The organism is Acidimicrobiia bacterium (assembly GCA_036271555.1).
Taxonomy (GTDB): domain Bacteria; phylum Actinomycetota; class Acidimicrobiia; order IMCC26256; family PALSA-610; genus DATBAK01.
This window is the reverse complement of the sequence record DATBAK010000010.1, coordinates 205776-223064: the sequence shown is the minus strand read 5'-3', so window position 1 is coordinate 223064 and position 17289 is coordinate 205776. Positions and strand designations below refer to the sequence as shown.

The following is a 17289-nucleotide window of genomic DNA, read 5'->3' as shown; positions in this document are numbered from 1 at the left end:
CTAGCTGAAGGACCCGCCCGACAGGCGATCGATGTCGGACGGCTCGCGGTCGGCGACCGGAGGCGGGGCGGGTGGTTGGACGTCGGGCGCGGGCGGCGGCACGGGCTCGCTCGGTCGGCTCACGGCCTCGATCGGAAGGTCGAGCGAAGGCTCGGCGAGCTCGGCGATCGGAGCGATGGGCTCGCCGAGCGGCGGTTGCGGATTGGGCTGCATGGTCGCGGTCGGCCCGACGTGGTCGTCGATGACCGAGCGAACCTCGGCCTCGACCGACGCCTGCATCTTGCGCAGCTCGCGCAGCGCCCCGCCGATCTGGCGCCCGACCTCCGGGAGCTTCTTCGGACCGAAGACGATCAGCGCGAGAACCAGGACCACAAGGATCTCGGCGGGGCCGAGACTCATCGGGTTCCTTTCGCCGTAGGCCTGCGTCGCGGTGTCGATGCTACCGGGGCGTCGCCGCGTTGCCGTGTCGCAGGAGCACCTGCCGGGTCGCCTGCGCCCGACCCGCATCGCGCGTCGCGCCGTCGATCGCGTCCGCGACCTCGTGCCGGAGCGCGTCGAACGACTCCAGCGCGAGGCCGATCTCCCGGCGCGCCCGTCGCATCGCCATGATCACCGCGGCCGCACACAGCAGAACCGCCGTCAGCGCCGCGCCTCCGATGGACCACATCGGAGTGGAGCCTACGTCTCACGCGCTCGGCACCTGCGGTGCCGGGCCCGCTCGGACCTAGCGATCGATCGAGCCCCGCAGCGTCTGCTCGAGGTTCGACAACCAGTCGTCGCGCTCGAGGAGCAGGTGAAAGTCGAGGAGGTCGTCGGGCGTGAGCGGGTCGCCGCAGTAATGCGGCTCGCGCACCTCGGCCGGCATCCGCCACACCTGCTTGCGGACGCCGCTCGAGACGAGCAGCTCGATGATGCGCGGGCTCGCGTCCTTGGTGACGGGCTGCTCACACTCGGGGCAGCAGAACCAGTACGAACCACGGTCGTCGTCGGCGCAGACTCGCACCGTCAGCTCGGCCGCGGTGAGCTGGATGTCCCCACACGCCGGGCAGTTCGCTCTGATCGTGGTCACCGTGTCGCCTCCGCGCCTCGTGCTGCTCGCCCGTCCCCGGGGATGTGCTCTTCAATCGGCAGGGTGACGGGTCGCCTTGAGGCGCCGGGATCCCAACGCCCGGCGGGTGGTTCACGGGGCGTGGGAGGATGACGGCCTTGGAGCCGATCACGTTCGCGCACCGTGGCGCCCGGCTGGAGGAGCCCGAGAACACGGTGCCGGCCTTCCGGCGGGCCCTCGCGGCGGGGGTGTCGGGCCTCGAGAGCGACGCCTGGCGCTCGGCCGACGGTGAGGCGGTCCTCGTGCACGACGGCGCGGTGGGACGGGGTCTCCGCCGCCGGAAGGTGCCCGGGTCCACGGCGGCCGAGCTCGCCGATTTCGGCGTGCCCCGGCTCGCCGACGTCTACGCGGAGCTCGGCACCGATTTCGAGTTCTCGATCGACGTCAAGGACGACTCCGTCATCGACGAGATGCTCGCGGTGGCCGAGCGGGTCGGTGCGCTCGAGCGGCTCTGGCTGTGCTCACCCGACGTCGGTCTGCTCGGCGCACTCCGGCCCCGCACGAACGCCAAGCTCGTGCACTCCGAGCGGCGCGACCACATCCGCACGCACCTCGAACGGCACGCATACGAGCTGAGCACCCTCGGCATCGACGCGATGAACATGCACCACACCGACTGGACCGGCGGGCTCGTCGCGCTCTTCCACCGTTTCGGCGTGCGCGCGTTCGCGTGGGATGTGCAGGAGGTGCGCCACCTGCGCGAGGTACTGCGGATGCAGGTCGACGGCCTCTACTGCGATCGTCCCGACCGCATGGTCGCGACCGTCGGCGAGTGGGTCGCCGACGACGGCGCTACAGGAATCCCAGGCGCGTGAGCGGCCACATTCGGACGAAGGCGCGCCCGATGATCGCGGATTTCTTGATCGGGCCGAACACGCGTGAGTCCGACGACGCGCTCCGGTTGTCGCCCATCATGAAGTAGCTGTTCGCCGGCACCGTCTGCTTCGGTAAGTCGTCGGTGATCGTGCCCTTGGGCAGGTACGGCTCGCTCAGCAGGTGGTCGTCGATGTAGATGTGGCTGTCGCGCGCTTCGATCACGTCGCCGGGCAAACCGATGACCCGCTTCACGAGGTCCTTGATCTGCGCGGTGCGCTCCTCGGGGGGCGCCTTGAACACGATGATGTCGCCGCGGTGCACGCCGTGCAGGTGGTAGCTCAGCTTGTTCACGAGCACGCGGTCGTGGACCTTCAGCGTCGGTTCCATCGACGCCGACGGGATGTAGAAGGCCTGGAACAGGAACGTCTTGATGAGCAGCGCGATCACGAGCGCGCCGACGATCAGGACTCCCCACTCGATCGCCTGCCGAGCCCCGTTCGAGCGGCGCCGGGACTTCGAGACCTCGGAGCTCGGGAGGACGTCGCCGTCGTCGGCGGGGACCTCGGCTTCCGGGGTGCTCGTCACGGCGCCCATCCTCCCACGTCCGCGCCCTCTGGTCGGACTCGCTGCGGGCCGGGATGCCCGGCCTGCGGTCGAGATCACGTCGCGCGATAGCGAGCCGCGACGCGCGCGGCCGCATCCTGTGCGACGGCGCGCAGCGCTTCGGGTTCTTCGACGCGGGCGTCGGGACCGACCTGGAGCAGCAGACGCGCGAGCCACGCGGGCTCGCTCACGGCGAGCCGGATGCGGATCCGGCCGTCGTCGGTCTCCTCGACGAGCTCGGCCGGGTAGCTCTCCGCGACCCACTGCGCCGTCGCGGGCAGCGACAACGTCACGCGCGGATCGTCGGCGCGCGGTCGGTACACGTCGACGGGCGAGAGTCCCGGCCCGTTCGGTTCGAACCGCTCCCCCGTCGGCCGCACCGCACGGATGCGGTCGACGCGGAAGAGCCGCTCGGCGTCGGCGCGATGGCACCACGCGTCGACGTACCACGCCCCGAGCGCGAAGAACACGGTGAGCGGGTCGATGCGGCGGGTCGTGAGCTCGTCGCGGCCGGCCGACCAGTAGTCGATCTCGATGCGCTCGTCGTGGTCGGCGGCCGCGCGCACGTCGTCGAGGAACGCGGGCGCGTCGATCGACACGACGAGGTCGGGGAGGTCGAGCGCGGCCTCGAGCTTCGTGAGCGCGGTCGCGAGGGGACCGGTCGGGTCGGAGCCCGGCACCGCGAGGAGGGCTCGTCCGGCTGCCAGCAACGCGAGACCCTCGGCCGGGTCGAGCCGCAGGGGGCGCCGGAAGTAGTCGGCGAGGCGGATCGTCACCGCGTCGCCCTCGGCGTCGACGTCGATGTACTCGGCTGGCGAGTACGGCGGGATGCCGATCATCAGCACGAGGTCGAGGTCGGACTCGAGATCCTCGATCGAGATGCCGAAGCGCTGCGCGACCTCGGTCTTCGCGGTGCCCGGGTGGGCGACGATCCACGGGACGAGGGCGAGGATGCGCGAGAGCTCGTGCTCGGCGATCGGGCGGCTCATGTCGCGAACTCGCCGAGGTACGCGAGGAGGTCGGCGCGCAGCGCTTCCGGCTCGAGCACCTCGCCGTGGTCGAGGAGCCCGAGGACGAACGACCGGAACGCGGGCACATTGACGACCTCGAGCTCGACGACGACCGAGCCGTCGGCGCGCGTCTCGACGACGCGATCGGCGCGCGCGACCACGTCGTCGGCGTGACCGGCGTCGACGAGCACGCGCGCGGTCACGGGCGCGTCGTCGCCGTACTGCCAGGGCTCGTTGTCGAGCGACTGGTCGGGCGAGAAGTCGTCGGGGACGACGAACGACTCCGGCTCGCCGACGCTGATGTCGTCGCCGAGCCGGTCGGCGCGGAACGTGCGCATCGCGCCGCGTGTGCGGTCGTGGCCGACGAGATACCAGTGCCCGCGTCGGGCCGCGAGCCCCCAGGGCTCGACCGTGCGGGTGTCGCCGCGGTACTCGAACGTCACCGGGCAGTGGCGGCGGAACGCCTCGAACAACAGCGGCAGCGCGGGCTCGAGCGGCAGCGTGCCGATCGGCGCGCTCGCTTCGTCGGTCGCGCCGCCGAGCTTCATGAGCGCGCCCTGACCGGCGCGGTTGCCGAGCAGCACCGCGCTCACGGCCACGTGCAGCGCGGCCGTCTCCTCATCGGTCAGGTCGAGGTCGGGCAGGAAGTACTCGTCCGGCGGGACGCGGTAGCCCTGCTCGCCGCTCGGCAGGTTGACGACGACGAGCGGTACGCCCATCGCGCGCAGCGTCTCCTTGTCACGCTCGAACGCGCGCCGGTACGCGACCGGCTCGGGTGGATAGCCGGTGACCTGCTCGACGAGCTCGTCGCGCGTCAACGGGCGGGCGGTGTCGAGGAGGCAGGCGAGCAGGTTCAGGATGCGCTCGACCCGACTCGGGCCTGCGTTCATGCGGCTCCGACCTTCGGCGCTCGATCCAGACGGGGCGCCGTCGCGTCGGGACCGACCGCGCCTGCGGTCTGCGCCCGGCCCTTCATGCGGTGCTCACGCGCCGCGGCGCCCGTTGCGCGGCGAGCGCGCCCGCGGCGGCGGCGCACTGGAAGAGGATCGGATCGACCGCGGCCGGCCGCCCCATCGAGAGCACGTCGAGACCGTGTTGCGCGAACAACGCGAGCACGTCGGGCGGTGCAACCGGGACGATCTCGTGGCGCGCGTCGACACCCGCGGCCGCGAGATCGCTGCGCAGCCGGGCTTCCGCGCCCCCACCCACCGCCGGCAGCGCGACGAGCACGCGTGAGCGGCAACCCGTCGTCAACGCGGTGAGCGTGTGGTGCGACACGCCGCGATGGCGCTCGCGCGCGTCGGCGAGCGACGCGCGCAGGCTCGCGACCGGCAGCCCGCCGAGCCCGTGCACTGCGTCGAGGACGGAGCCGAGCTCGATGCCGGAGAAGCCGAGGCGGGTGTCGGTGCCGACGATGCCGGGGCCCATGACGACGACCGCCACGTCGGCGTCGACGACGTGGCGTGCGATCGCGAGCGCCGAGAAGGTCGACACCGCTTCGTAATCGCCGCCGAAGGCGTGGCCCGCGGTGATCGTCGCCGCGAGCAGCCCGCGCGCGACGAGTGAAGCGACGAGATCGGAGATCACGAGCGGCAGACCCGCGGCGTCGGTCATCACGTACGCGACCCGAAGATCGGGACGGCTCGCGCGCAGCGCGACCGCGATCGCGGGCAGCTGGCTGTGCAGCGCGGCGACGACGACGGGCATGCCGTCGATCGATTCGACGTCGGCGAGCCGCGCGTCGTGCTCCTCGGTGCTGCCGACGTCGGTCTGGATGCTCGTGTAGCGCGCCTTCAACACGTGCCCGGCGCCCGCTTCGTGCCAGCTCGTGCGCTCGAGGTTCCAGTGCACGACGTGCCAGCCGCCGGTGCCGAGCCCGAGCTCGACCGCGGTCGTGTTCAGGATCACCCGATCCCCCACCGAGACGTCGCCGGTCACCTTCGTGAGCACGTACGCGCGCTCGGGTTCGGCCGCCCCGTCGCCGTCGATCGTCACGAGCACGCGCTGCAGCCCGTCCCGGGCCGCGATGATCGAGACCACCGTCGCGCTGTGGAAGCTCGGCATCTCTACGGTCGCGCTCGCCGCGCTCGCCGCTCCGTGACGCGGGATGGGAGCGAACGTGGCCTCCCTGCTCGCTTCGCTCGCGGGCTCGGCCGGTCTCGGTTCATCTACAGACTCGCGATGAGGCGCTCGACGCGATCGTCGCGAGACTTGAAGGGGTCCTTGCACAGCACCGTGCGCTGCGCCTGATCGTTGAGCTTCAAGTGGACCCAGTCGACCGTGTAGTCGCGTTTGCGCTCCTTCGCGCGGCGGATGAACGCGCCGCGCAGGCGGGCACGCGTCGTCTGGGGCGGAGTGGTGACGGCTTCGGCGATCTCCTCGTCGGTGACCATGCGGTCGACCGTGCCGCGGTGCTCGAGGATGTAATAGAGCGACCGCTCCTGCGAGACGTCGTGGTACGAGAGATCGATGAGGGCGACGCGCGGGTGCGTCAGCGGCAGGTCGTGCCGCGCGCGAAACGCCTCGATGAGCTCGTGCTTGATGACCCAGTCGACCTCGCGGTTCAGCTTGAACGGATCGTCCTCGAGATGGGTCATCACGTGCTCCCACATCTCGAGCGCGCGCTGCTCGAGCGGCGGCAGACCGCGGCGCTTCGCGAACCGCTGCGCGCGCGTGAGGTACTCGGACTGGATGTCGACGGCCGAGAGCTCGCGCCCGTTCGCGAGGCGCACGCGCCGGCGGCAGGTGATGTCGTGGCTGATGTCGCGGATCGCTCGGATGGGGTTCTCGAGCGTGAGGTCGCGCCACGGCGCGCCGTCCTCCTCGAGCATGCGCAGCATGATCGACGTCGCGCCGGTCTTGAGGAACGTCGAGTACTCGCTCATGTTCGAGTCGCCGACGATCACGTGCAGGCGGCGGAAGCGCTCCGCATCCGCGTGCGGCTCGTCGCGCGTGTTGATGATCGGGCGGGAACGCGTCGTCGCCGACGACACGCCCTCCCAGATGTGCTCCGCGCGCTGCGCGATGCAGAACATCGCACCGCGCGCCGTCTGCAGCACCTTCCCCGCACCCGCGTAGACCTGGCGGCTCACGAGGAACGGGATGAGCACGTCGGTGAACTTCGAGAAGTCACCGTCCCGCTCGACGAGGTAGTTCTCGTGGCAGCCGTACGAGTTGCCCGCGGAATCGGTGTTGTTCTTGAAGAGGTAGACCTCACCGCGGATGCCTTCCTCACGCAGGCGCTGCTCGGCGCTCTGCACGAGGCTCTCGAGGATGCGCTCGCCCGCCTTGTCGTGGACGACGAGGTCGTGGATCGAGTCGCACTCCGGAGTGGCGTACTCGGGATGGCTCCCGACGTCGAGGTAGAGGCGTGCGCCGTTCTCGAGGAACACGTTGCTCGAGCGACCCCACGACACGACCCGGCGGAACAGGTAGCGCGCCACCTCGTCGGGGCTGAGCCGGCGTTGGCCGCGCAACGTGCACGTGACGCCATACTCGTTCTCGAGGCCGAAGATCCGCTTCTCCACGCCTATGGCTTCGCTTCCGCTGCGCTACTTCCGCTCATCTGCGGCTCGCTTCGTCGGCTTCGTTCGCTTCGTATCCTTGCGGGCGAGTGTACGGACTCGGGAGCGCAATACCGTGCGGGGTGCGCGCTTCCTACAATTTGGTCGTGGAGGCGATGACCCGGCTGACGACCGTGAACGGCGCGTTCGGTGCCCACGTGCTCGCCGCCCGCCTCCTCGACGAGGGTTTCGACGTCGAGCTCCGCGGCGCGCTGAACGGGCCGTACTCCTTCAACGTCGGCGACATGGGTCGGGTCGACGTCTACGTGCCCGAGGACCAGGTCGAGGAGGCGAGCTACGTGATGCTCGTCACCGAGGTCGAGAACACGCTCGACGACGAGCCGCCACGCGTGCAGCGCTGGCCGTCGCCGCGCGTGATCGTCGCCGCGGTCATGCTCGTCGCGATCGTCTTCACGATCGCACGCGGCCTGACCGTCTTCTAGCGCCGTCGAGCCGCGAGCGAAGCGAGCAGGCGACCTCGCTCGCTCCCATCCCGCGTCATGGAGCGGCGAGCGGAGCGAGCGCGACCATCACGAAGTCAGCAGGCTCTCGAGCTCGCCGTTGCGGAGACGGCGGAAGGCGCGGCGGCGTCGACGCGACCGGTCGAGCAGCGCGACCTCGAGCTGCTCGGAACCGAGCGGGTCGCCGTCCGGTGCGAGCACGCGCGCGCCGAGCTGCAGTGCGGCCGTGAGGCTCATGCCCGCCTGGAACTCGTTGTTCAACGCGTCGCTGATCGACTCTGCATTGCCGCCGAGCACCGCGTGATCGCGCTCGTCGAGGACGACGCCGTCGTAGAGCACGTGATACATCGCGTCGTGTTCGGGATCCTCCCCGACCTCGGCGACGAGCAACTCGACCTCGTACGGCTTCATCTCGTGCGTGAAGATCTGCCCGAGCGTCTGCGCGTAGGCGTTCGCGAGCTCCTTCGCCGATACGTCCTCGCGTGAGTACGAGTAGCCCTTGAGGTCGGCGTGGCGCACACCCGCGACCCGCAGGAGTTGGAACTCGTTGTACTTGCCGACCGCGGCGAATGCGATGCGGTCGTAGATCTCGCTGACCTTCGACAGCGTGCGCTGCGCGTTGTCGGCGACGATGAGCACGCCGGCGTCGCATTGCAGTGCGACCAGGCTGCGGCCGCGCGCGATGCCCTTCCGGGCGTAGTCCGCTCGGTCCTTCATCACCTGCTCGGGCGAGACGTAGAACGGCATGGTCATGTGCCGTCGCCTCCCCGCTCGGGCCCGACCAAGGCCTGCTGGGCGAGGGACTCGATCGTCGCCTCGTCGAGCTCCTGGTAGCCGTCGCCGTCGATGCGGGCGATCGTCGGGAAGATGCGACGGACGAGGTCGGGTCCGCCGGTGGCGACGTCCTCGTCGGCCGCGGCGAAGAGCGAGCGGATCGCGAGCGTGGTCGCCTCGTCGGCCGTCATGCCTTCGCGCCACGCAGCCTTGATCCAGTTGCGCGCGTGCACGCTGCCCGAACCTTGCGACTGGAAGTCGGCTTCTTCGTAGCGACCGCCGGTGACGTCGTAGCTGAACACGCGACCGAGCGCGCGGCGATCGTCGTAGCCCGCGAACAGCGGCACGACGACGAAGCCCTGCATCGCGGCGGGCAAGTTCGCGCGCACGAGCTGCGCGAGCTGATTCGCCTTGCCGTCGAGGGTCAGCGTGTCGCCCTGCACCTTCTCGTAGTGCTCGAGCTGGACCTGGAAGAGCTTCACCAGCTCGACGGCCGGACCCGCAGCACCCGCGATCGCGACGCCCGACAGATCGTCGGCCGGAAACACCTTCTCGATGCGACGGTTCGCGATCGTGTAGCCCGCGGTCGCGCGCCGGTCGCCGGCCATGACGACTCCGCTCGCGTAGCGGATCGCGAGCACGGTCGTGCCGTGTGGCACTTCGCTCGCGAGGAACGGTGTGGCGTCGCGCACTGCGCCGTCGAGCTCGCCACCCGGAAGGATCGAGGGGCGCACCTGACGGATCAGCTCGACGAAGGAAGGACCGGGATCGAGCCCCGGACCGAAGAACGACAGCGGTGAAGGCTCGGTCATGGCTGGGTTCGCGTCAGCAGAACCAACGCGGACTACTGCCCACCCTTCTGCACGTAGTTGCGCACGAAGTCCTCGGCGTTGTCCTCGAGGACCGAATCGATCTCGTCGAGCAGGTCGTCGATGTCGCCCTTGAGCTTCTCGGCTTTCTCCGAGTCCGCGGGCGCGACCTCTTCGATCTGCTGCTCGCGTTCCTTCGGCGCAGGCTTCTGCTCGCGCTTCCGTTCGGGCATCTCCGTCCTCCTACGACGCCAGCCGTGCTATTAGATCGGCAGGCAGCGCGCATTCGGCGAACAATTTCTCGACGTGCTCTTTCGTACCACGCGTGGGCTCCATCATGGGGATCCTCCGGAGCGGATCGGAGCCTACGTCGAGGATGAGGCTGTCCCAGTTCGCGGCGACGACCGAATCGGGCCACCGTCGCAGGCAGGTGCCGCGGAAGTACGCCCGGGTCGTCGCCGGCGGATCGGCCATCGCCGCGATCACTTCCGACTCCGTGACCAGGCGTTCGATCTTCCCTGCGCGCACGAGGCGTTCGTACAGCGACCGTTCGGGACGTACGTCGTGGTACTGCAGATCGAGCAGGCTCAGCTTCGGATCGTCCCAGTGCAGGTCGTCGCGCGCTGCGTACGCGCGCAGCAACTGCTGCTTCGTGACCCAGTCGAGCTGACCGTCGAGCAACGCGGGATCGCGCTCGAGCGCGCTCAGCGTCGCCTCCCACCGATCGAGCACCTGACCGCCGAGCGCGTCACCGCCGCACTGCTCGAGCCCGACGTCGTCGGCGTACTTGCGCGCCAGCCGCAGGAACTCCCACTGCAACTCGATGGCCGTGCAACGACCGCCGTCGGCGAGCTCGACGAGCGCGCGACACGTCGGGTCGTGCGACACCGCGCGCATCGCGGGGACGGGTCCGAGAATCGTGAGGTCCTTGTCGACGAACCCGTCCTCGATCATCGCGAGGACGATCGCGGTCGTGCCGACCTTGAGGAACGTCGCGACCTCGCAGAGGTTCGCGTCGCCGACGATCACGTGCAGCCGGCGATACTTCTGCGGGTCCGCGTGCGGCTCGTCGCGCGTGTTGACGATCGGGCGCTTCAGCGTGGTCTCGAGCCCGACCTCTTCCTCGAAGAAGTCGGCGCGCTGGCTGATCTGGAAGTCGACGGGGTCGGCGCCGTTCTCGCGGCCGACCTTCCCCGCGCCGGTGAACACCTGACGCGTGACGAACCACGGGATGAGGTTGCGCACGAGCACCGCGAACGGCGCAGTGCGATCGACGAGGTAGTTCTCGTGGCAGCCGTACGAGTTGCCCTTGCCGTCGGAGTTGTTCTTGTAGACGACGATCTCCTGCCCCGCCGGCAGCAGGTGGCGGGCCGCGGTCATCGAGCGCGCGAGCACGCGCTCCCCCGCCTTGTCGGCCATCACGAGCTCGAGCGCGTTCGCGCACTCGGGTGTGGAGTACTCGGGGTGCGCGTGGTCGACGTAGTAGCGGGCGCCGTTCGTGAGCACCGCGTTCACGAGGTGCGTCTCGATCTCGGGTGGCTGCGCGCCGTCGCGGGCGTAGCCGCGAGCATCGCGGCCGGGCGTCTCGTCGTCGAAGTCCCAGCCGATCCGACGCTGCTCGACGTACCCGTTGATCAAGAACGACGATGCGAGCACGGGGTTCGGATCGGCCGCGCCGCGCAACGCGACGCCGTACTCGGTCTCGATCCCGCAGATCTTCGGAACCGCCACCGCGCCAGCGTACTGCCGCGCGCGGGTGTGCCTCGGCCGCTGCTACAGGTTGCTACAGGTACTGACCGGTCGTGATGCGCTCGATCTGTCGGCCGCCGCGGGCTTCGTCGTCCTTGGCCATGATCGTGCGCACGTAGACGATCCGCTCGCCCTTCTTGCCGGAGATCTTCGCCCAGTCGTCGGGGTTCGTGGTGTTCGGCAGGTCCTCGTGCTCGCGGAACTCCTGCTTGATCGAATCGAGCAGGTCCTGCGTGCCGATGCCGCGCGTGCCGCCCGCGATCGTGCGCTTGATCGAGAGCTTCTTCGCGCGGCGCACGATGTTCTCGATCATGGCGCCCGACGAGAAGTCCTTGAAGAACAGGACTTCCTTGTCGCCGTTCTGGTAGGTGACCTCGAGGAACTTGTTCTCGTCGCCCGTCGCGTACATCGCCTCGACCGCGCTCGCGATCATCAGCGCGACCGCGCGTGGCGTGTCGCCGCCCGCCATCTTCGTCTCGTCGGCGGAGATCGGGAGGTCGGTGCGCAGGTACTGGGTGAAGATCGCGCGCGCCGACTCCGCGTCGGGCCGCTCGATCTTGATCTTCACGTCGAGCCGGCCGGGACGCAGGATCGCGGGATCGATGAGGTCCTCGCGGTTCGACGCACCGATGACGATGACGTTCTTCAGGCTCTCGACGCCGTCGATCTCCGCGAGCAGCTGCGGCACGATCGTCGACTCGATGTCGGAGGAGATGCCGGTACCGCGCGTGCGGAACAACGAGTCCATCTCGTCGAAGAACACGATGACGGGCACGCCTTCCTCGGACTTCTCACGCGCCCGCTGGAAGATGAGCCGGATCTGGCGCTCGGTCTCGCCGACGTACTTGTTCAGGAGCTCCGGGCCCTTGATGTTGAGGAAGTACGAGCGCGTCTTCGCGTTGCCCGTCTTCTCGGACACGCGGTGGGCGAGCGAGTTGGCGACCGCCTTCGCGATGAGCGTCTTGCCACAGCCCGGAGGCCCGTACAACAGGATGCCCTTCGGCGGCTGGAGGTCGTGCTCCTGGAAGAGGTCGCTGTAGAGGTACGGGAGCTCGACCGCGTCCTTGATCATCTCGATCTGGTCGTCGAGACCGCCGACGTCGTCGTAGGAGATGTCGGGGACCTCTTCGAGAATGAGCTCCTCGACCTCGGGACGCGGGAGCTTCTCGACGAGCATCCCGGAACGCGCGTCCATCAGCACGTGATCACCGGCGCGGATCTTCTCTCCGATCAGCGCGTCGGAGAGCTCGCAGACGCGCTCCTCGTCGGCCCGACCGACCACGAGCGCGCGCCGGCCGTCCTCGAGCCGGTCCTTGAACACGACGACCTCGCCGCTGCCGTCGCCGCCGCGCGCGAGCACGACGTTGAGCGACTCGTTGAGGACGACTTCCTGGCCCTTCTCGATGCCTTCGAGGTCGAGCTCGGGGTGGACCGCGACGCGCATCTTGCGGCCCGCCGTGAAGATGTCGACGGTGTTGTCGTCGTTGGCGCCGAGGAACGTGCCGTACGCGTTCGGCGGCATCGTGAGCTTGTCGACCTCTTCGCGCAGGGTCGCGATGTGCTCTCGCGCTTCGCGGAGCGTCGCCGAGAGGCGCTCGTTCTGCGAGACCGCCTGCGCGAGCTGACCTTTCGTCTCGAGGAGGCGCTCCTCGAGGGTCCGCACGCGCTTGGGCGCGTCCTGCAGGCGGCGCCTGAGGACGATCACCTCTTCCTCGAGCGATTTCATCGCCTCTTGGAGGGCCGCGACCTGGGCCTCGTACTCGCCGAGACGGCGCTCGTGCTCTGCAGCCATCGCAACCACCTCCTCTTGTGCGGCGACCCTAGCGCCGGGTTCAACTGGTCCCGACCGCGTCCGATACCTTCTGCAAGCGTTCTGCCAGGCGGGGTTTCCCGGAAGCTGGATTTGTCACGATCGTCTGTGATAAATTCCGGGGACCGACGCCGCGGCGTCCTTGTTCTCCCAGTTCTATCGACCTGTGAACGGCAAAGTGAGGATGGACCGATGAAGGTCTGGATCGACCAGGATCTGTGCACCGGGGACGGGCTCTGCGAGGAGATCGCACCCGCCGTCTTCACCCTGCTCGACGACGGCCTCGCCTACGTGAAGGAAGGCGACAAGGTCTTCTCCGAGCCGGGCGGCGCCGATGGGCTCGCAGCCTTCCCGGACAACATGCTCGACGCCGTGGTCGAATCTGCCGAGGAGTGCCCCGGCGAGTGCATCTTCATCGAGGCCGAGTAGCCGCTCCGCCCCGGCCCTATGACACGACCCCCGCCGCGTGCGGGGGTCGTTTCGCGTTTCGCGTTCCGGGGCCGAGGCGTCAGGAGCGGCGAGCGAGGGCAGGCGCGACCAGGAAACTCAGTCGACGAGGCAGCCGCCGGTGTCGACGGCGTGGGTGGAGCGCGCCGCGAGGACGGCCTTCACCTCTTGGCTCGTGAGCGCGTAGCCGGTGTGCGGCTCGCCCGGATCGGTCGCGAACGCCATGCCGACGACGCGGCCGTTGCGGTCGACGAGCGCGCCGCCGGAGTCGCCGGGTTGCAGCGACGTCGCGAGCACGAGCACGTGCCGGCGGGTGTTCGACGTCCGGTAGATGTCGGTGCCGACCGCGACGATGTCCTGCGCGATGCGCGCGGGGATCACCTGGAGCGCGCCACCGCGCGGGTGGCCGTACACCGCGCCGACCGTCCCGACGGTGGGCGACGCGATCGGCAACGGCGACGCGTCGAACTCCGGAACCGACAGCACCGCGACGTCGGCGTCGGGATCGAACGCGACGACCGTCGCGCGCCGCGCGGACCCGTCGATCGTGAGCACGCTCGTGCGCTGCTCGCCCGCGACGACGTGCGCGTTCGTCACGACGAGGCCGCTCTGCGCGACCCAGCCGCTCCCCTCTTGGATCCGGCCGCACGCCTCCCCCTCGACCTCCACCGTCGACGGCTCGACGCGCGCGTTGATCGCGGCGGGCATGGTCGACTGGGGCACCGGGCCTGGGTTCTGCGGCGTTGCGAACGGTCCGAGCGCGGAGGGGTACGGCGCGTCGGCGACCGCGCGGCCGAGTGCGGCGAAGCGCGAGGGGGGTTTCGGCGTGACGTCGTGGATCCAACGCACGACCGCGGAGCTGCGCGCCGCGCGCGCCGGCCAACCGCTCGTCACGATGAGCGACGGGGTCAGCAACCACACGAGCACGAGCACGCCCACGCCGCCGAGTCCCGCGCCCGCGACCTTGTCCCACCGCGCGCGCGGGCGCGCTTCGCGCGGCACGAGCCGCGAGATCATCAAGCCGAGGCCTTGGCCCGCGCTCGCGGTCAGCAGCAGGAACAACGCGGCGATCGTGACGCGCCCGTCGGGCTGGTCGCCGCCGAACGCGGTGACGACGCGCGCGACGAACTGCGCACCGAGGAAGAGACCGACTGCGACGCCGAGCCATGCGAGCAGGCGCGCGGCGAACCCGAGCTGGTAGCCGCCGATCGTCGCCGCGAGCAACGCGACGACGACCACGACGTCGAGCGGGTTCACGTCTCTAGGTTCGCATCCGCATGCGCGGCGGCGGCGTCGGCGCGCGCACTGGTCGATTCGCTTGCGGCGGCACCGTCTGCAGGGGCCAGCAGCCGCCCGTGGGTGATGAAGCCCGTGTGCGCGACCATCCGGTGGTCGGGCCGCACCGACTGGCCCTCGACGTGCCAGCCGCGGTGCAGCACCTCGAACGTCTCGACCATGCCGAACGGCGACTCGGCCATCTCTTCGCGCAGCCGCGCGACCTGACCGATCGTCGGCAGGTACGAGAGCAGGATGCCGCCGCTCGCGAGCGCGCCGGCTGCGTGCTTCACGACCCGCCATGGTTCGGGGAGGTCGAGCAGGATGCGATCGAGGTCGCTGACCTCGATGCCGTCGTAGACGTCGCGCACCTCGACCGACAGTGGCAGGTCGGGGCCGAGGAACGTCTCGACGTTGCGCTGCGCCTTCGCGGCGAAGTCGTCGCGCAGCTCGTAGCCGACGACGCTGCCCGTCGGACCGATGGCGCGCAGCAGTGCCGTCGTCAGCGCGCCGGAACCGACGCCCGATTCGAGGACGCGCGCGCCCGGGAAGATGTCGGCCGAGACGAGGATCGGTCCGAGGTCCTTGGGATAGATGACCTGCGCACCGCGCGGCATCTCGAGGACGAACTCCGCGAGCGTCGGCCGCACGGCGACGAGCCGCTGGCCGCGCGTGGTGCGCACGGTCGTGCCGTCGGGCGCGCCGATGAGGTCGTCGTGGGCGAGGATGCCCGCGTGCGTGTGGAACGAGCCACCGTCGACGAGCGTGATGAGGTGCCGTCGCTTCTTCGAGTCGACGAGGAGCACGCGGTCGCCCGCGGCGAACACGTGGCTCGTCATGCCGGATCGGCGGCGGCGCGCGCCCGCTCCTGCAAGCGGCAGAACGCGCACAGCTCGCCCGGCGTCGGCGAACCGCAGCGCGTGCACGGTCGCAGCTCCGCGCGCTCCTGTTGGATCTCGACGTCGTCGAAGCGTCCGTGCGCGCGGTCGAGGAAGCCGTTGAGGAACGCGGCCTTCGTGCCCGGCGACCGTTCCTCGAGCGCGTTCAACACGTCCTTGTAACCGAGGTGACGATTGCCCGCAGCCATCGGGCATTCCTCGACGATGTAGTCGATGCCGCGCAGGACGCAGTACGCGGCGGTCTCGCGCTCGCCGAGCCGCACGAGCGGTTTGATCTTGCGCGCGAAGCCGGGCGCGGCGGGCAGCACCGGGAACTGGCGCGCGAGGTACTCGTCGTCCCAGCGGAGCACGTTGCCGAGCAGCACCGCGGCTTCGTCGTCGAGGTTGTGACCGGTCGCGACCGCGGCGTACTCGCCTTCGATCGCGGCGGTGTTGAAGAGGTGGCGTTTCGACAACCCGCACGCGCCGCACGGCGCGCGGTGCGCGACCTTCGCGCCGCCGGGGATGTCGAAGCCGTAGTCGTCGCGCAGGTCGACCTCGCGCAGACGGCCGCCGATCTGCGTCGCGAAGTCGCGCGCGAAAGCGAGTGACGAGTCGCTGTACTCGCCGATGCCGAGCCCGAGGTAGAGGCCGTCGGCTTCGTAGCCGAGGTCGCGCAGGAGGTCCCACGCGGCGAGCGAGTCCTTGCCGCCCGACACCGCGACGAGCACCCGCTCCCCCGGTTCGAGCATGTCGTACTCGTCGATGGCCCTGCGCACCTGCTCGCGGCAATGCCGCAGGAAGCAGTCGCGACAGAAGCCCGCGTTGTGGCGACGTACGTCGATCACCGCGGGCTCGCGACAGCGCCGGCACTTCACTCGGAACCACCCGACACGACCGGACGGATCTCGACGACGTCGGTGGGCTCGAGGCGCGCGTCGCGCGTCACGAGCTCGTCGTTGCGGATGACCAACACGGACTCCGCGACGACGTCGAGCCGGTTGAGCAACGCGTGAACCGTCGTCGCGCCGTCGATCTCGAGCTCTCGACGCGGATTGCGCAACAGCACCTTCATCCGCCAGAGGGTAATAGGGCCGCTTGCGAACGCCTCAGCGCGGACCGGATCGAGGATGTGGCGAAGCACCACAATGGGCGGGTCGCTGTGCGGCCCGCCCGCGCCATCACGTGAGGCGTCGAGGAGGGTGAAGCTTGCGAGGCCGACCAGGGGATGCCGAGATTTGGAAGCGGTCGCCGGTGTGCACCTCGGTGCGATACACGAGCTCGGGCTCCGGGTTCGCGAGCTTGCGGAGCAGGCGGACGCCGAGCGCCGACGCCGCGAGCACGAGCCAGGCCTGCGAGCCCGACATGCCGCGGCGGAAGCCGGTACGGATGAGACGACGGAGCAGCGCGTCCACGCGTCAGATCCTGCGGATCTCGAGCACGGTCTTGCGCTTGCGACCCTTGCGGCGACCGAACCAGTACGCGCCGACGACGAGCAGCACGCCGACACCGGACGCGACCGCGACCCCGATGCCACGTGCGGCCTCGACGGTCTCGCCGACGTCGCCGGTGATGTCGCGCAGCTTCGCCTCGAGATCGGCGCGCGTGATGTGGTGCGTGTGACCGTTCGTCGTGGGCGTGTCGTTGCGGCTCATCGTGAGCTCCCCTGACTGCGGGCCCTCGTGAGGGCGGCGCCGGCGATGAACAACAGTCCGGCGATCGTGATGCCGTACGGCGCCCACGACCAGTTGCCGCGGAACGTCGTGCCGGTCTCGGTCTGGAGCGCGCGCAAGCCACCGATCGCGAGGAAGCACACGCCGGTGCCGATGAGCATCGCGCCGATCAGACCGAATCCGACGTAGCGCGCGAGACCCTTGAGCGGCTCGATCGTCTCCTGCTTGAAGTACGCGATCAGCAGTTCCCGCAGCTCGCGGATCTGCTCTTGCGCGCTCTTGTCGGGCACACGGTCTCCCGTCGGTCTGGCGG

Annotated in this window: 23 protein-coding genes; 3 read left to right on the top strand and 20 right to left on the bottom strand. The window is 69.8% G+C overall.

What is annotated here, in order from left to right:
* The 3 genes from VH914_04585 to VH914_04575 are packed head-to-tail and all read right to left on the bottom strand — an operon-like array spanning position 1 to position 1069.
* Positions 1-399 (bottom strand): twin-arginine translocase TatA/TatE family subunit, encoded by a 399-nt coding sequence (locus tag VH914_04585; GenBank protein ID HEX4490466.1) that lies wholly within the window; start codon positions 397-399, stop codon positions 1-3.
* 40 nt (positions 400-439) lie between these two features.
* A complete protein-coding gene (locus VH914_04580) occupies positions 440-667 on the bottom strand; it encodes a hypothetical protein (protein HEX4490465.1) in 228 nt (75 codons plus the stop codon).
* Positions 668-724: 57 nt separating this feature from the next.
* Positions 725-1069: a hypothetical protein gene (locus VH914_04575; protein HEX4490464.1), complete on the bottom strand. Its 345-nt coding sequence runs from the start codon at positions 1067-1069 to the stop codon at positions 725-727.
* A 137-nt stretch (positions 1070-1206) separates the two neighbouring features.
* On the opposite strand from VH914_04575, the gene VH914_04570 reads away from it, so the two are divergent.
* Complete coding sequence (locus tag VH914_04570) at positions 1207-1923, top strand: glycerophosphodiester phosphodiesterase (GenBank protein ID HEX4490463.1); 717 nt, start codon at positions 1207-1209, stop codon at positions 1921-1923.
* Here the strand turns inward: VH914_04570 and lepB are convergent.
* From lepB to pafA, 5 genes are all read right to left on the bottom strand, one after another.
* A complete protein-coding gene (lepB, locus tag VH914_04565; protein HEX4490462.1) occupies positions 1901-2509 on the bottom strand; it encodes a signal peptidase I in 609 nt (202 codons plus the stop codon). The genes VH914_04570 and lepB overlap by 23 nt on opposite strands.
* A gap of 74 nt (positions 2510-2583) precedes the next feature.
* On the bottom strand, positions 2584-3516 hold the full coding sequence (locus VH914_04560; GenBank protein ID HEX4490461.1) for a WYL domain-containing protein: 933 nt from the start codon (positions 3514-3516) through the stop codon (positions 2584-2586).
* Entirely contained in the window at positions 3513-4427 is a 915-nt protein-coding gene (locus VH914_04555; protein ID HEX4490460.1) for a WYL domain-containing protein, read from the bottom strand. Before VH914_04555 ends, VH914_04560 begins: the two co-directional genes overlap by 4 nt.
* A gap of 82 nt (positions 4428-4509) precedes the next feature.
* The gene (locus VH914_04550; GenBank protein HEX4490459.1) at positions 4510-5601 is read right to left on the bottom strand and encodes a DUF3866 family protein; all 1092 of its coding nucleotides are present in this window, start codon (positions 5599-5601) and stop codon (positions 4510-4512) included.
* Between the two features lie 104 nt (positions 5602-5705).
* The gene (pafA, locus tag VH914_04545; protein ID HEX4490458.1) at positions 5706-7064 is read right to left on the bottom strand and encodes a Pup--protein ligase; all 1359 of its coding nucleotides are present in this window, start codon (positions 7062-7064) and stop codon (positions 5706-5708) included.
* 143 nt (positions 7065-7207) lie between these two features.
* On the opposite strand from pafA, the gene VH914_04540 reads away from it, so the two are divergent.
* Complete coding sequence (locus tag VH914_04540; protein HEX4490457.1) at positions 7208-7543, top strand: hypothetical protein; 336 nt, start codon at positions 7208-7210, stop codon at positions 7541-7543.
* Positions 7544-7630: 87 nt separating this feature from the next.
* Here the strand turns inward: VH914_04540 and prcA are convergent, their stop codons facing one another.
* From prcA to arc, 5 genes are read right to left on the bottom strand one after another with little or no spacing between them, the layout of a single operon-like run.
* Positions 7631-8314, bottom strand: a complete 684-nt coding sequence (gene prcA, locus VH914_04535) for a proteasome subunit alpha (GenBank protein ID HEX4490456.1) — start codon at positions 8312-8314, stop codon at positions 7631-7633.
* Positions 8311-9147, bottom strand: a complete 837-nt coding sequence (gene prcB / locus VH914_04530; protein HEX4490455.1) for a proteasome subunit beta — start codon at positions 9145-9147, stop codon at positions 8311-8313. Before prcB ends, prcA begins: the two co-directional genes overlap by 4 nt.
* 32 nt (positions 9148-9179) lie before the next feature.
* On the bottom strand, positions 9180-9377 hold the full coding sequence (locus VH914_04525; GenBank protein HEX4490454.1) for a ubiquitin-like protein Pup: 198 nt from the start codon (positions 9375-9377) through the stop codon (positions 9180-9182).
* 10 nt (positions 9378-9387) lie between these two features.
* Entirely contained in the window at positions 9388-10875 is a 1488-nt protein-coding gene (gene dop / locus VH914_04520) for a depupylase/deamidase Dop (protein ID HEX4490453.1), read from the bottom strand.
* Between the two features lie 52 nt (positions 10876-10927).
* Entirely contained in the window at positions 10928-12619 is a 1692-nt protein-coding gene (gene arc / locus VH914_04515) for a proteasome ATPase (protein ID HEX4490452.1), read from the bottom strand.
* A gap of 276 nt (positions 12620-12895) precedes the next feature.
* Between arc and VH914_04510 the strand changes: the two genes are divergently transcribed.
* Positions 12896-13132 carry a ferredoxin gene (locus VH914_04510; protein HEX4490451.1) on the top strand — a complete coding sequence of 79 codons (237 nt, stop codon included), beginning with the start codon at positions 12896-12898 and terminating at the stop codon, positions 13130-13132.
* A 117-nt stretch (positions 13133-13249) separates the two neighbouring features.
* On the opposite strand, the gene VH914_04505 is transcribed toward VH914_04510, so the two are convergent.
* From VH914_04505 to VH914_04475, 7 genes are all read right to left on the bottom strand, one after another.
* A complete protein-coding gene (locus VH914_04505; protein ID HEX4490450.1) occupies positions 13250-14407 on the bottom strand; it encodes a MarP family serine protease in 1158 nt (385 codons plus the stop codon).
* Positions 14404-15264 carry a tRNA (adenine-N1)-methyltransferase gene (locus VH914_04500; GenBank protein HEX4490449.1) on the bottom strand — a complete coding sequence of 287 codons (861 nt, stop codon included), beginning with the start codon at positions 15262-15264 and terminating at the stop codon, positions 14404-14406. The genes VH914_04505 and VH914_04500 overlap by 4 nt, the downstream gene beginning before the upstream one ends.
* Entirely contained in the window at positions 15261-16151 is an 891-nt protein-coding gene (locus VH914_04495) for a TIGR00269 family protein (protein ID HEX4490448.1), read from the bottom strand. The genes VH914_04500 and VH914_04495 overlap by 4 nt, the downstream gene beginning before the upstream one ends.
* Before the next feature lie 26 nt (positions 16152-16177).
* The gene (locus VH914_04490) at positions 16178-16378 is read right to left on the bottom strand and encodes a MoaD/ThiS family protein (GenBank protein ID HEX4490447.1); all 201 of its coding nucleotides are present in this window, start codon (positions 16376-16378) and stop codon (positions 16178-16180) included.
* A gap of 106 nt (positions 16379-16484) precedes the next feature.
* On the bottom strand, positions 16485-16718 hold the full coding sequence (locus tag VH914_04485) for a hypothetical protein (GenBank protein HEX4490446.1): 234 nt from the start codon (positions 16716-16718) through the stop codon (positions 16485-16487).
* Positions 16719-16721: 3 nt separating this feature from the next.
* Complete coding sequence (locus tag VH914_04480; GenBank protein HEX4490445.1) at positions 16722-16958, bottom strand: hypothetical protein; 237 nt, start codon at positions 16956-16958, stop codon at positions 16722-16724.
* Complete coding sequence (locus VH914_04475; protein ID HEX4490444.1) at positions 16955-17266, bottom strand: hypothetical protein; 312 nt, start codon at positions 17264-17266, stop codon at positions 16955-16957. Before VH914_04475 ends, VH914_04480 begins: the two co-directional genes overlap by 4 nt.
* Positions 17267-17289 lie beyond the last annotated feature (23 nt).